Raw genomic sequence first — 14,020 nt, 5'->3', positions numbered from 1 at the left:
GCGGAATCGGCTGGCCTACAACCGGAATGGCCAGCCGATGACCTGCTTTTTGCGCGGCGTCGCGTAAGTCCGAACCTTCGACGTGGACAGGCCCATCCGCACCAGTCCCTCGGCGATAGTGACCGCCGCGCGGACTCCGTCGACGATCGGGACGCCGGTAGCGGCCCGCACCTTGTCCTCGAGTTCGGCCATCCCGCCGCAGCCGAGACAGATCACTTCGGCGTGGTCGTTCTCGACGGCCTCGCGTGACTGGCGGACGATCGCCTCGACCGCACGGTCCGGATCCGATTCGAGTTCCAGCACACCGAGACCGGACGCCCGCACCGATGCGCATCGCGCGTCGAGACCGGCCAGTTTCAAGCGGTCCTCGATCAGCGGGACGGTCCGATCAAGCGTGGTGACGACCGAATACTTGTGTCCGAGATACATCGCCGTCGATGCGGCGGCCTCGGTGATGTCGACCACCGGAACGTCGAGCAACTCCTGCAGACCTTCGCGTCCGTGCTCGCCGTAGCCGGCCTGGATCACCGCGTCGAACGGTTCGGCATAGGACGTGATGGCGTCCATGACAGCGATGGCGGCGAGATAGCTCTCGAAGTTTCCCTCGCATGAGTCGGCACCGAACCGCGGTGTCACGCCGACGATCTCAGTCCCCGGGGACGCGACGGTGCGTGCCGACTGGGCGATCGCGTCGGTCATCGACGCGGTGGTGTTGACGTTGGCTACGAGAATTCTCATGTCGCGTTCCTTAGTGCGTGCTGGCCACGGCGATGGGCTCACCGGAGACATCGTTGAACGGTCCACGACGATCCGCGACCACCAGGTAGACGATCGCACCGAGGCCTGCACCGATGAACCAGGAGAATTCCGAGACGATCGCGAACGCCGGAACGAACGCCAGCAGCAGTGCGACCACCGCCGTGACGACGAGGGCCACCACGGCCCGCACGTTGACGCCCTTCGTGTAGTGGTATTCGCCGTTGGCATCGGTGGTGAACAAGGCCAGCACGTTGATCCGCGAACGACGCACCAGCCAGTAGTCGGCCATGATGATGCCGAACAGCGGACCGAGAATGGCACCGAGTCCGCCGAGGAAGTAGTTGATGACCGCGGGGGTGTTGTACAGGTTCCACGGCAGGATCACCAGGCCGATGACGGCCGAGATGAATGCTGCACGACGGAAATTCAGGTGCTTCGGGAACAGATTGTTCAGCGCGTAGATCGGGGCGACGAAGTTCGCCATCAGGTTCACGGCGATGGTCAGGATCAGCAGCGCGAGTGCTGCGAGCACCAGCAGCAGGGTGTTCGGCACCTCCTGGACGATGTCGGCGGGCGCCTCGATGATGCGACCGTCGATGCGGAACTGAGCGCCGGCCATGGTGATCACGATTCCGCCGAACACCAGCATGTTGAGCGGGATGCCCCAGAAGTTGCCCGCCACGATGGCCCGCTTCGATGTCGCGTTGCGGGTGAAGTCGCAGAAGTTGAGGACGAACGTGCCGTAGATCGCGACCCACAGGCTGGCGCCGCCGATGATCTTCAGCCACATATCGAGACCCGTGAGAGAGTCCGGTGTACTCCAGGCGATGCTCCAGTCGGCGTTGTTGAGCATCCAGATCGCGAGCGCGATCATGGTGAACAGGATGACCGGGCCGGCGAACGCCTCGTACCTGCGGATCATCTCCATGCCGTAGCTGACGATGACCACCTGGATCACCCAGAGCGCGACGAACGAGATCCAGCCGAGCGTCGACAACCCCAGGAAGCTGTTCGAGTCCAGGGTCTCGGCGGACGGCGCGAGCGCGATGATCATGATGCGCAGCACCACCGACGCGAGGTAGGTCTGTATGCCGAACCAGGCGATCGCGACCGCACCGCGGATGAGGGCCGGGATCTGCGCACCACGAACGCCGAACGCGATGCGGCTCATCACCGGGAACGGGACGCCGGTCTTCTCCCCCATGAACCCGGAGAGGTTGAGCAGCAGGAACAGGAAGACTCCCCCGAGTCCGAGGGCGAGCAGGATCTGCCACCCACCTAGGCCGAGGGCGAACAGCCCGATGGCGAACGAATAGTTGCCGAGGCTGTGCACGTCGTTCGCCCACAGCGTGAAGATGTTGTACCCACCCCACCGTCGACCTTCGCGTTTGGTGGGCGCGAGATCGGGGTTGTACAACGTCGGACTCACGCCGGCGAACGGGGTTGCATCGTCACGACTGGAGTCGCCGATCAGCCCGGTGGATCCTGTGCTCATGGACACGCCTGTCACGGTCGGAGCGCCGACGCCGGGCGTCGCCGCTAAATTCCACGCTGTGGAAATGCTATTCCACAGATGCGGTAAGTAAGGCGCATGCGGACGCTGCCTGTCAAGCCTCTGACGCGATTGACTGTGCCTGCGATCACATCTAAAGTCGCCTCATGTGGAATGTCAGTTCCACGATGAGGAATTACTCTCGCGCAACGGAGGCTGCCCATGACCGCCGACGTCCCTGAGCAGTCCGAACAGCCTGATTTCGACCTGGTCGTCCGCGGTGGACGCACGCTCACCACGGCGGGCATCGTCGACCGCGAAATCGGCATTCGCGACGGCCGGATCGTCGCCATCGAGCCGCTGGGCAGCGGCCTCACCGGAACCGAGATCGTCGAGCTCACCGACGAGCAGGTCATGATCCCGGGCCTGGTCGACACGCACGTCCACGTCAACGAGCCGGGACGCACCGAGTGGGAGGGGTTCGACTCCGCCACGCGAGCGGCGGCGGCGGGCGGTGTGACCACGCTGATCGACATGCCGCTCAACTCGATTCCGCCGACGGTCAACGTCGACGCACTGAACGCCAAGCGCCAGGCGGCTTCGGGCAAGCTGCACATCGACGTCGGTTTCTGGGGCGGCGCCATCCCCGGCAACACCGGCGACCTGCGGGGTCTGCACGACGAAGGCGTGTTCGGCTTCAAGTGCTTCCTGCTGCACTCCGGCGTGGACGAGTTCCCCCATCTCGACGCCGATGAGATGGAGAAGGACATGGCCGTGCTGGTGGGCTTCGACTCCATGATGATCGTGCACGCCGAGGACTCCCGCGCCATCGACCATGCCCCCACGGCCGAGGGCGACCGATACAGTCGATTCCTCGCCTCGCGGCCTCGCGGCGCCGAGAACGTCGCAATCGCCGAAGTCATCGAGCGCGCCCGCTGGACCGGTGCCCGTGCCCATATCCTGCACCTATCGTCGTCGGACGCTCTGCCGATGATCGCGACCGCCAAGCGCGACGGCGTCAGGATCACCGTCGAAACGTGTCCGCACTATCTGACGCTGCTCGCCGAGGAGATCCCGAACGGCGCGACCGCGTACAAGTGCTGTCCACCGATCCGCGAGGCGTCGAATCGGGAACTGCTGTGGCAGGGCCTGATCGACGGCACCATCGACTGCATTGTCTCCGACCATTCGCCGTCGACCATCGACCTGAAGGACGTCGAGAATGGCGACTTCGGCGTGGCATGGGGCGGCGTCGCCTCGCTGCAACTCGGCCTGTCGTTGATCTGGACCGAGGCCAAGCGCCGGGGCGTGCAGCTGACGCAGGTGCTCGATTGGATGGCGGCCAAACCCGCCGCGCTCGCCGGCTTGAACAACAAGGGCAAGATCGCCCTCGGCTACGACGCCGATTTCGCGATCTTCGAGCCCGACTCCGCGCAGGTCGTCGACGTGCACAAGCTGCATCACAAGAACCCGATCAGCCCGTACGACGGACGTGCCCTCGCCGGTGTCGTGAAGAGCACCTGGTTGCGCGGCAGCAGGATCGACTTCAAGACCCCGCAGGGCCGAATGCTGCGCCGCGGTGGGGTGTAAGGGCACCTGCCCAAGCCGCGCGCGGGCATGATCGCGTGCCGCATCTCGGAACGATGGCTGCGATCCCTGACTGACAGCAGGTCATGCGCCGTCAACTCGTCGAACCCGCACCGCGACGTGAGCGCGTACGTCGGTGTCAGGTCTACGTTTCCAACGGAGGGAGCGACCTGTGAAGGCGCTTGTTTATCACGGCCCCGGCGCCAAGGCGTGGGAAACGGTAACTGACCCCGTCATCCTCAAACCCACGGACGCGATTGTTCGCGTCGAGACGACCACGATCTGTGGCACCGACCTGCACATCCTGAAAGGTCATGTCCCCGCGGTGACCGACGGCCGCATCCTTGGCCACGAGGGCGTCGGCACCATCACCGAGGTGGGCTCCGCGGTCACAGACCTCGCCGTCGGGCGATCAGGTCATCATCAACTGCATCTCGGCATGCGGAAAGTGCGTCTACTGCAAGAAGGGTGTCTATTCGCACTGCCAAGCCGATGAGGGCGCTACGGGAATCGGCTGGATATTCGGCCATCTCATCGACGGCACCCAGGCGGAGTTCGTACGTGTGCCCTTCGCCGAGACGTCCCTCTACCGCGTACCGACCGGGGTACCCGCCGAAGAGGCAGTGATGATCAGCGACATCCTGCCCACGGGGCATGAGATAGGGATCCAGTACGGACAGGTCAAGCCGGGCGACGTGGTGGCCGTCGTCGGCGCCGGGCCGGTGGGTCTGGCGGCGATCGCCACCGCCGGCTTGTACGGCCCTAGTCGCGTCATCGCGATCGACCTTGATGCCAACCGGGTCGAACAGGCCAAACGGTTCGGTGCGAGCGACGGCGTCGTGGCGTCTGATCCGGATTGGAAGGAGCAGGTGCTGGCGCTGACCGATGGGTTGGGTGTCGATGTGTCGATCGAAGCCGTCGGCATCCCCGCCACATGGGACATGGCGCTGTCGATCGTGCGGCCGGCCGGTCACATCGCCAATGTCGGCGTCCACGGGAAGTCGGTTGACTTACCTCTGGACCGGGTCTGGATCGACAACCTGACGATCACCACCGGTCTGGTCAACACCGACAGCTCGGCCATGCTGATCAAGTTGCTCGCGCAGAAGAAGCTCGACGTCACCGGATTCATCAGCCACCGGTTCCCGCTCGGCGACATCATGGACGCCTACGACACTTTCGCGCGCGCCGCGGAGACCAAAGCGCTGAAGGTCATTCTCCAGGCCTGAGAAGAGCGTTGACCCACGACGGGCCGCAACGCTGATCCGTTCCGGCAACCGGTGTGCTACACGCCGGCTGCCGTTGCTGCCCCCGAGCGGACCTCCCCTAACCTGTTGCATAGGCTAAGTAGTAGCCGTCCGAAGGAGTCCCCGTTTGTCGCGAACCGTGAGCACGCCCCGCCTGCTCATCGTCGGACTCGGGCTCGTCGCGTTGACGGTCGCCGTACTGCAGACCGCCGTGGTGCCGGTGCTCGGCGTCATCGCCGAACAACTCCACGCCAGCCCCGTCGCCGTCAGCTGGGCGGTCACCGGCAACCTCCTCGCCGCCGCGGCCTCCACACCGCTGCTCGGCCGCTTGGCTGACCTCTACAACAAGAAGCGCGTCCTGCTCGGGGTGCTCGCCGTCGTCCTCATCGGCTCCATCCTCGCCGCGACGACGTCCTCCCTCGCGCTCCTCGTCGCCGCCCGCGTCCTTCAGGGCGTCTCCTTCGCGCTCTATCCCATCTGCGTCGCGATCCTGCGAGAGGAGGTGGCCGAGGAAGCCGTCGGCGGCGCCCTGGCCATCCTGTCCGGAACGCTGGGGTTCGGCGGCGGCATGGGTCTGGTGGTGACCGGACTGCTCATGAACGGCGACGCCGGCTACCACCGCGTCTTCTGGCTGACCGCGGGGTTCACCGCGATCATCATGGTGCTCGCGGTGGTCGTCATCCCCTCGCGGGCCGCCGAATCCGAAGGCAGCATCGACTGGCTGGGCGCCGGCGGATTGGCCCTCGGACTGTCCGGCGTCCTGCTGGCCATCACTCAGGGCAATACCTGGGGCTGGGCCGCCCCGGCCACCATCGCCGTCGCGGTCGCCGGTGTGCTCGTCCTTGTCGGGTGGTGGTGGTGGGAAGACCGCCGCCCGTATCCGCTCGTCTCGATCGCCATGCTCACCCGCCGCGCCGTCATGCTGACCAACCTCGCCACGATCCTCGTCGGCACCGGCCTGTATTTCGGCTTCCTCGGCGTGACGCAGTTCGTACAGACCGATCGCGCGATCGCGGGCTACGGGTTCAACGCCTCGGTGCTCTACGCCAGCCTCGTCTTCCTCCTGCCCGGTGCGCTTGCGGGATTCGTCACGGCCACCCTCAGCGGCCGCTTCATCGACCGGTACGGAGCCCGCCCCGTCCTGATGATCGGTGCGGTGACCGGCGTCGTCGGCTTCGCGGCGCTCTCCGTCGCCCACGACCTGGTCTGGCAGGTCATCGCCACCAACATTCTGATCAACGCCTACATCAGCCTGGCCTACGGCGCACTGCCCGCCCTCGTGGTCAGCGAGGTCGACAGCGGCGAGACCGGCGTGGCGACCGGGATGAACGCGATCGCCCGGACCGTCGGCAGCGCGATCGCCGCCGCGATCGTGGCCGTACTGCTCAGCCACCCGACACCGGCCACCGGTCTGCCCCCGGAGCGGTCGTTCATCATCGTCTTCATCGCCGGCGCGGGCACCGCTGCCGTGGCGACGCTGCTCATCGCCCTGACGCGCGGACGGAAGCGCAGCGCCACCACTGTCGACTCACGCGCGATGATTCACGAATGGGGCTGAGCCTCAACGCACGCCGCGCACCAGCCGGCCCGGCCGCGCACCCGTGTCGACGCCCTCGCGGCGGGTGACCACCCCGTTGACGATGGTGGCCGTGTAGCCCGACGCGCCCTGGACCAGCCGGTGGCCCCCAGCCGGCAGATCGAACGCCATCCGCGGCGCGTGCAGCGTGAGCGCATCCATGTCGATCACGTTGACGTCGGCCTTCTTCCCGACCGCGATGACCCCGCGATCGGTCAGCCCGAAGAGCTGTGCGGTGTCATGGGCCTGTTTGCGGATGACGTACTCCAGCGGCAGCGTCGCGCCGCGGTGACGATCCCGCGCCCAGTGCGTCAGCAGGAACGTGGGATACGACGCATCACAGATCATGCTGCAGTGCGCGCCTCCGTCCGACAGCCCCATCACCCCGGCCGGATGGGTGATCATCTCCCGGATCGCGTCGTGGTTGCCGTCGGAATAGTTGAACATCGGGTACATCAGCATGTTCCCGGCGTCGGCTTCCAGCATCAGGTCATACATCGCCGCCAACGGATCCTGTCCCCGCCGCCGGGCGATCGCGGCGACCGAATCCTCCTCGGTGGGTTCGTAATTCGGCGGCTCGCCAAGGTGGTATAGCCGTTCGGTCACGTTCTGCGCGAGCGCGAACATGCCGTCGAACAGCTTCGTCGGATCGATCGGCAGGTCGTCCTCGGCCAGGATCGCCGCTCGCATAGCCGGTTCGGCCAGCCGCGCGGCGAGTTCCTCCCTGCTGCACTCCGCCTTGAGCCGCCGGTACGTCGGCCGGTGGGTGAAGGCGTGGTGGCCGGGGAAGCCGAGCAGCATCCCGAATGGGCGGGCGGCGATCTGCGGGTGCAGCCGACTGCCCGCCTCGTGCGCGGCCGCGGAGATGTCGAGTTGTTCGCGCCACAGGTTCGGGTCGGCGTCGACCTGGATCAGCGCGAAGCTCAGGGCGCAGTCGATCTCGGCGCCGAGCCGCTGCATCCACTCCAGCTCCTTCTTCGGCGCGACGATGTCCTCACCTGCCGCCCCCTGCGGCGCCAGCTCGAACACCCCGGCGCCACCGGCCGCCATCGCCCGGCCGAGTGCGAACAACTCGTCCTCGGCGGCATACGTTCCGGGCACCGGTTCACCGTCCATGGCGCGGTGCGCGATCGTGCGGGACGACGAAAAGCCCAGCGCACCGGCTTCGGCGGCCTCCTGCACCAGCCGGCTCATCGCCGCGATGTCCTCGGCGGTGGCGGGTTCGTTGCGGGCGCCCCGCTCACCCATGGCGTACGCCCGGACGGTGCCGTGGGCGATCTGACTGCCGAAATCGACGGCCAGCTCCCGTTGCCCGATGACGTCGAGGTACTGCGCGTAGCTCTCCCACCCCCAGGTGATGCCTTCGGTCAGCGCGGTGCCCGGGATGTCCTCGACACCCTCCATCAGCGCGATCAACCACTCCTCGCTGCCCGGCCGCACCGGTGCGAAACCGACTCCGCAGTTTCCGGCGACGACGGTGGTCACCCCGTGATTGCTGGACGGCTCCAGCACGCTGTCCCAGCTGACCTGGCCGTCGTAGTGGGTGTGAATGTCCACGAATCCCGGTGCGACGATCTTGCCGGTGGCGTCGATGATCTCGGCGGCCTCACCCTCGAGCGGCGGGTCGTGCGGACCGCGGCGCCGGACCTCGACGATCTTGCCGTCCCGGACGCCGACATCGGCGGTGAAGCGGTCCACTCCCGTGCCGTCCACCACGGTGCCGCCGGTGATCTTCAGGTCGAACACGGTGATCTCTCCCTCGAACGTCGCGCCAGCCGATATGGTCGTGAATGTAACACCGTTACAGAGCGTTCGAGCCGAAACCGGAGGTCGATTCATGACGCGGACGGTCAAGCGTGAGGACGCCATCGGGACGCCGCCGGCGCGGCCGACGCTGGTGCCGGCGGACCGCTATTACTCGGACGAGTTCGCTCGGCTGGAGGTCGAGCGGATGTGGCCGAGGGTGTGGCAGTTCGCCTGCACGGTCGACCATGTCGCCGAGCCCGGTGACTACGTCGAATACCGTTGCGGCCCCTACTCGATAATCGTCCTGCGCGATGACGACGGCGAGCTGCGCGCGTTCCAGAACGTGTGCCGCCACCGCGGGAACTCGCTGTGCACCGGATCCGGGGCAGAACTGCGTGAGCTCCGATGCGGCTACCACGGGTGGACGTGGGACCTGCACGGCACGTTGCGACGGGTGCCGCACCGCAAGGGTTTCGGCGCCCTGCCGATGCGCGAATTTCCCCTGCACACAGTGCAAGTGGACACCTGGGAACGCCTCGTGTTCGTCAATCTCGACCCCGCCGCGATGCCCCTGCGCGACTATCTCGGGCCGATGGTCGACGACATCGCCTGGAACCGGTTGGGCGACTTCCGCTGCTACGCCACGCTCACCATCGACGTCCACGCTAACTGGAAGACCATCGCCGACGGCTTCAGCGAGACCTACCATATCCAGACGCTGCACCCCGAGCTGCACCGGTGCATGGACGACGTCCATGCACCGCAGGTCATTTGGGAGCACTCGGGCAAGTCCGAACAGCTCTACGGCGTTCCGAGTCCGCATCTCAACGGGGACGTTCACGATGCCGCGGTGTGGGATGCCTACGTGTCCACCCAGGGGGCGCTCATGGGCGTCGCCGAAGGCACGCCGTTCCCGGCCGACGAGCGCGGAGCAGGGCAGTCGGTGGCCGACGTCATCGCAGACCGCACCCGCGCCCACGCCGCCGAACGGGGCGTCGACCTCGGATGGGCCACCACCGACCAGATGATGCGGCTGCACCAGTACAACGTGTTCCCGAATCTTTCGGTGCTGGCCAACGCCGACCACATGACCGTGCTCAGCTCCCTACCCGGCGCCGACCCCGACGTCGGCGAACTGGTCATGACGCTGTGGACACGGTTGGCCCCCGGCGCGCCGCGCAGCCGCCCCGCCGATGTACGCATGAGCGCTGACGACGCGCACCCCGGACTCGTGCTCTCCCAGGACATTGCCGTGCTGCCCGGGCTGCAGCGCGGCCTGCGCCAGCCTGGGTTCACCCACCTCGTCCTCTCGAACGAGGAGCGGCGCATCATCAACATGCACCGCAACCTGGAGCGCTATCTCGACCTCGGTGCCTCGGACCGCATGACCGGAGGTGACATCGATGGCGCCCTCGCGTCGCCAACCGCCCACTGACCCCGGGGTCAGTGCCGAATCGATCCTGGAGGCCGCGGCCCGGCTGATCGAACTCGACGGCGTGGAAGCACTGACCATGCGGCGCCTCGCCGAACAACTCGGCGTCGCGGTCACCTCCATCTACTGGCACATCGGCGGCCGGGACAAACTCCTCGACGCGCTGGTCGAGCGGCTGCTCCGGCAGTTGGCGCACCTACCTGCCGACGGCGACACCCCCGTCGACCGCATCGCCTGCCTCGCCCGCTCGCAGCGCCGGGTGCTCATCGAGCGTCAGCACCTGCTCGGTATCGCCCACGAACGCGATCGCACCCCGGAACTGTTCCTACCCATCCAGCGCGCCTTGGCCGCGCAGCTGGCAGAACAGGGCGTGACGGGGAACGACGCCGCACTGATCCTGCGGACCGTCCAGGTGCACGTCATCTCGTCGGCGGTGATGCAGTTCTCGGCAGTACGCGGGGCCAAACACGATGAAGAGGATCCGTCGCTGTGGGCCGACGCCTGGGACGACCGCGAGTTGGTCGAGGCGCTGCAGGCACCCACCGATTACGACGCGGTGTTCGAGTACGGATTGAACGCCCTGCTGGCACCATTACGGGCCTGAGAAAGGAATCACCGATGCGTTTCGGAAACTTCATGGCGCCCTTCCACCCGACCGGGCACAACCCGACGCTCGCCATGGAACGAGATCTGGACCTGATCGTGGCGATGGATCGGCTGGGCTTCGACGAGGCATGGGTCGGCGAACACCATTCCGCCGGATTCGAGATCATCGCCTCGCCGGAGGTCTTCATCGGCATCGCCGCCGAGCGCACCAAACACATCAAACTCGGCACGGGCGTGAGTTCCCTTCCCTACCACCACCCACTGATGCTCGCCGACCGCATGGTGCTGCTCGACCACCTCACCCGGGGGCGCGTGATGCTGGGGTGTGGACCGGGCCAGTTGACCTCCGATGCGCACATGCTCGGCATCCCCGCCGACGAGCAACGGCCCCGGATGGAGCAGTGTCTCGAGGCGATCATGCGCCTGCTGCGCGGGGAGACGGTCACCATGCACACCGACGGCTTCACGCTGCAGGACGCGCGGCTACAGCTGAGGCCTTACAGCGACCCGTGTTTCGACGTCGCGGTGGCGGCGTCCTTCTCCCCTACCGGCCCCCGCGGCGCGGGCAGGCACGGTATCGGCATGTTGTCGATCGCGGCGACCGCGAAGCAGGGTATGGACCTGCTGGCCCAGCACTGGACCACGTGGGAGGAGGTCGCCCGGGAGCACGGCCACGTCGCCGACCGTTCGAAGTGGCGGCTCGTCGGTCCCATGCATCTCGCCGAGACCCGTGAACAGGCCGAGCGCGACGTCGAATACGGCATCGCCGAGTTCTCCCGCTACTTTTCGCACGTCCTGCCCGCGGGCCCCGTGCAGGGTGACACCGTGGCCGAGATCATCGCCAACAACCGGAATTCGGGCTTCGCCGTGATCGGCACCCCGGAGGACGCCGTCGCCAAGATCGAGGAACTCGTCGAGGCGAGCGCCGGCGGCTTCGGCGCGTTCCTGCTCTTCGACCACGACTGGGCGGCACCCGCGGCGAAGCTGCGCAGCTACGAGTTGTTCGCCGAGTACGTGATCCCCCACTTCACCGGTCAGCTGGCGGCACCCGTCGCCTCGCGCGACTGGGTCACCGGACGCGGCACCGAGTTCGTGGACCGGGCCGCGCACGCGATCGGCAAGGCCATCGAGGACCATGCCGCCGAACGGGAGAACATACCCGCGCCGCAGTGAATTCTGCTCAGCAGTACAGGTATTCGACCGCCCATTCGCTGCCGGTCCAGGTGGCGGTGAACTCACCGCCCAGTGCGGGGTTGGCGTCGGAGATCATCCCCGCGCCACCCACGGCGTAGACGAAGCCGGGCGGATACCAGGTGAGGGACTCGAACTGCGGCGGGGAGTCCGGCGTGCAATCGATCTGTTTGGCGATGTAGCCGTCGACGATCGTCTTCTCGGCGCTGTCCTGAGTCGGCGCCGGCACATTCGGTGACGGCTGCGCCAGGGCGAGGGGTGCGGGGGCGATCAGGAAGCCCGCCCCGAGGGCGGTCACGGCCAGGGTCGCCGCGAATCTTGGATGGGGCATGAGGTCTCCTGCGGCTCGGTGGTGTGTCCGTGCATATCACCTCGACGTCTGGCACGTGCCGGAATCGGAACCTCACCGGGACTCGTACAGTGGATGTATGCGTCGCAGTCGCCGCGTCATCGTCACCACCCTCGCCACCCTCGCCGCCGCGGGATCTCTCGCCCTCGGCGCTCCCGGTGCAGGGGCGCAACCCGGTTCACCGACGCCGACCATCACGGTGGTGCCCGAGCAACCCGCTGACGCCGCGACCCGGTTCGCGAACAATCCGGCGATCGTCGACAGCCACCCGATGGCGGTCCAGTCGTGGAGCCGCCTCCCCGGTGACCACGGGATCGCCGTGCAGTTCACCACCGGCACCCCGGAGTGCTACGGCGTACAGGCCGAGGTTCAGGAGACGCCCGACATCGTGGCGGTCAAGATGCGCTCGGGCACTGTGCCCGAGGCGGTGGGGCGGGCCTGTATTGCGATCGGCGTCGTCGGCACGATGGCCATCCCCCTGCAGTCGCCGCTCGGGCACCGGGCCGTCGTCAGCATCACCTAGTCGCTCAGCCGACGTCGACCTCTGGTTCGGCGCGCCACATGTCGAGGACCGGTTTCACACCGTCGACCAGCATCGGCAGGTCTGGGGCCATCGCAAGGGCGGCCACCGCCGCCAGCCGGCCCGCCGTCTCGGTGATGCGCAGGAGTCGCGGATCCAGCCGCCGCAACCCCAGACGTGCCGCGGCGTCGTCGTAGGCCGCCACCCCCTCGGGCCCTGCCATGGCGAGGTCGGATTCGACGGCGCCGACAGTCACCAGCTCGAAATCCGACCACTTCAGGCCGTCCGCGGTCGGGATCAGATTGTGGAACGGCGCATCGCCGTGGATGGTCTGCACGTCGACCCCGTCGAACGCCGATCGCAGCGCTGCCGGTGAGGCGAGCAGCGGTGCGATGGTGGCCCATTCGCGTTGTGCGCGGTGCAGATCGGCGGGCGCCAACAGGTCCGGCTGCCGGTCCAGAGCGTTGAGCCCCTCGGGGATGAAGGTGCCGAACGGCGTCCAGAACCCCAGTTCGTCACCGGGGTAGCTGCGCAGGGCGGCGTGCAACCGGGCGGTCATCTCGAACCGGTCAGCTGGATCGCCGATGTCGGGCACCTCCTCGACGTACTCCCAGAACGTCATCGAAAAGCCGTCCACGCGAACAGGTTTCCGAGGGACCAGCGGGCTCGGAGCGACGACTGGATGCCCGCGTTCGGCCAGCCAGCCCGTCACCGTCAGTTCGGCCTGCTGCTGCGCTGTCTGCTGGGCCGGCGCCGCCCGGTAGGAGGGCGGCAGCACCGTCGGCACGCGCACGATCACCGGCGCCGGCCGCAGATGGACGATGACGGAGAAGACGTCGTAGAGCACGCGGGGGTCGTTCACGGTCAGTCCGAGACGGCGCCCGGCGGCCGCCGCTGCGGCCACGGCGCGATCGGTCCGCGCGGCGATGTCGAGAGGGCTCAGCACACGCTCGAGTATGGCGGGCGACGTGACGCGTTCGACATTGCTAGTGCACTAACTATTAGCGGACAATGAAAGTGTGACCGCACCGCCCGCCTCGGATATCGATCCCCTGGCCCTCGAGCGCCAGGTGTGTTTCGCGCTGGCGGTGACCAATCGCGCCGTGCTGGCCATCTACCGGCCGCTACTGGAGCCGCTCGGCCTCACCCACCCGCAGTATCTGGTGATGTTGGCGCTGTGGGATCACCGCAAGAGTTCTCCCGACAGCCCGTTGTCGGTCAAGAGGATCGCGACGGCCCTGCAGCTCGATCCGGCCACGCTGTCGCCCATGCTCAAGCGCCTCGAGGCGCTCGGGCTGATCACCCGCACCCGCAGCGCCGTCGACGAACGGTCGACCGAGGTCGCGCTCACCGTCGCGGGAATCGCTCTGCGCGAGCGGGCCCTGGACATCCCGCCGGCGGTGGTGGCACGCCTCGGCGTCGACATCGCCGAGCTCGAAGAGCTGCACCGCGTACTGACCCGGATCAACGCGGCCGCGCTGGCCGCCGGCGCCCACGACTGACCACACCGAATCG

At 67.2% G+C, this 14,020-nt stretch carries 12 protein-coding genes and 1 pseudogene; 8 read left to right on the top strand and 5 right to left on the bottom strand.

Annotated elements, in window-relative coordinates:
- Positions 1-15: 15 nt before the first annotated feature.
- Positions 16-738, bottom strand: coding sequence for an aspartate/glutamate racemase family protein (locus A5757_RS06185; protein ID WP_066830170.1), 723 nt, complete (start codon positions 736-738; stop codon positions 16-18).
- Positions 739-748: 10 nt separating this feature from the next.
- Complete coding sequence (locus A5757_RS06180) at positions 749-2,254, bottom strand: NCS1 family nucleobase:cation symporter-1 (protein WP_066830168.1); 1,506 nt, start codon at positions 2,252-2,254, stop codon at positions 749-751.
- A 219-nt stretch (positions 2,255-2,473) separates the two neighbouring features.
- On the opposite strand from A5757_RS06180, the gene allB reads away from it, so the two are divergent.
- From allB to A5757_RS06165, 3 genes and pseudogenes are all read left to right on the top strand, one after another.
- A complete protein-coding gene (gene allB / locus A5757_RS06175; protein ID WP_066830166.1) occupies positions 2,474-3,841 on the top strand; it encodes an allantoinase AllB in 1,368 nt (455 codons plus the stop codon).
- A gap of 169 nt (positions 3,842-4,010) precedes the next feature.
- Positions 4,011-5,067: pseudogene (locus tag A5757_RS06170) on the top strand (zinc-dependent alcohol dehydrogenase family protein).
- A 157-nt stretch (positions 5,068-5,224) separates the two neighbouring features.
- Positions 5,225-6,643, top strand: a complete 1,419-nt coding sequence (locus A5757_RS06165; protein ID WP_231983898.1) for an MFS transporter — start codon at positions 5,225-5,227, stop codon at positions 6,641-6,643.
- A 3-nt stretch (positions 6,644-6,646) separates the two neighbouring features.
- Here the strand turns inward: A5757_RS06165 and A5757_RS06160 are convergent, their stop codons facing one another.
- Positions 6,647-8,407: an amidohydrolase family protein gene (locus A5757_RS06160; RefSeq protein WP_066830161.1), complete on the bottom strand. Its 1,761-nt coding sequence runs from the start codon at positions 8,405-8,407 to the stop codon at positions 6,647-6,649.
- 91 nt (positions 8,408-8,498) lie between these two features.
- Here A5757_RS06160 and A5757_RS06155 point away from each other — a divergent pair, with 91 nt between their 5' ends.
- From A5757_RS06155 to A5757_RS06145, 3 genes are read left to right on the top strand one after another with little or no spacing between them, the layout of a single operon-like run.
- Positions 8,499-9,842 (top strand): SRPBCC family protein, encoded by a 1,344-nt coding sequence (locus A5757_RS06155; RefSeq protein WP_066830158.1) that lies wholly within the window; start codon positions 8,499-8,501, stop codon positions 9,840-9,842.
- Positions 9,811-10,443 (top strand): TetR/AcrR family transcriptional regulator, encoded by a 633-nt coding sequence (locus A5757_RS06150; RefSeq protein WP_066830155.1) that lies wholly within the window; start codon positions 9,811-9,813, stop codon positions 10,441-10,443. Before A5757_RS06155 ends, A5757_RS06150 begins: the two co-directional genes overlap by 32 nt.
- A gap of 14 nt (positions 10,444-10,457) precedes the next feature.
- Positions 10,458-11,618 carry an LLM class flavin-dependent oxidoreductase gene (locus A5757_RS06145; RefSeq protein ID WP_066830146.1) on the top strand — a complete coding sequence of 387 codons (1,161 nt, stop codon included), beginning with the start codon at positions 10,458-10,460 and terminating at the stop codon, positions 11,616-11,618.
- A 7-nt stretch (positions 11,619-11,625) separates the two neighbouring features.
- On the opposite strand, the gene A5757_RS06140 is transcribed toward A5757_RS06145, so the two are convergent.
- Positions 11,626-11,967: a hypothetical protein gene (locus A5757_RS06140; protein WP_066830143.1), complete on the bottom strand. Its 342-nt coding sequence runs from the start codon at positions 11,965-11,967 to the stop codon at positions 11,626-11,628.
- Positions 11,968-12,064: 97 nt separating this feature from the next.
- Between A5757_RS06140 and A5757_RS06135 the strand changes: the two genes are divergently transcribed.
- The gene (locus A5757_RS06135) at positions 12,065-12,508 is read left to right on the top strand and encodes a hypothetical protein (protein ID WP_066830141.1); all 444 of its coding nucleotides are present in this window, start codon (positions 12,065-12,067) and stop codon (positions 12,506-12,508) included.
- Positions 12,509-12,512: 4 nt separating this feature from the next.
- Here the strand turns inward: A5757_RS06135 and A5757_RS06130 are convergent, their stop codons facing one another.
- Entirely contained in the window at positions 12,513-13,451 is a 939-nt protein-coding gene (locus A5757_RS06130) for a phosphotransferase (protein ID WP_066830138.1), read from the bottom strand.
- 73 nt (positions 13,452-13,524) lie between these two features.
- Here A5757_RS06130 and A5757_RS06125 point away from each other — a divergent pair, with 73 nt between their 5' ends.
- Positions 13,525-14,007 carry a MarR family winged helix-turn-helix transcriptional regulator gene (locus tag A5757_RS06125; RefSeq protein WP_066830135.1) on the top strand — a complete coding sequence of 161 codons (483 nt, stop codon included), beginning with the start codon at positions 13,525-13,527 and terminating at the stop codon, positions 14,005-14,007.
- The last annotated feature ends 13 nt before the right edge of the window (positions 14,008-14,020 follow it).

The organism is Mycobacterium sp. 852013-51886_SCH5428379 (assembly GCF_001665575.1).
GTDB lineage: Bacteria > Actinomycetota > Actinomycetes > Mycobacteriales > Mycobacteriaceae > Mycobacterium.
The sequence above is the reverse complement of the archived record's forward strand: the minus strand, read 5'-3'. Positions and strand labels throughout refer to the sequence as shown.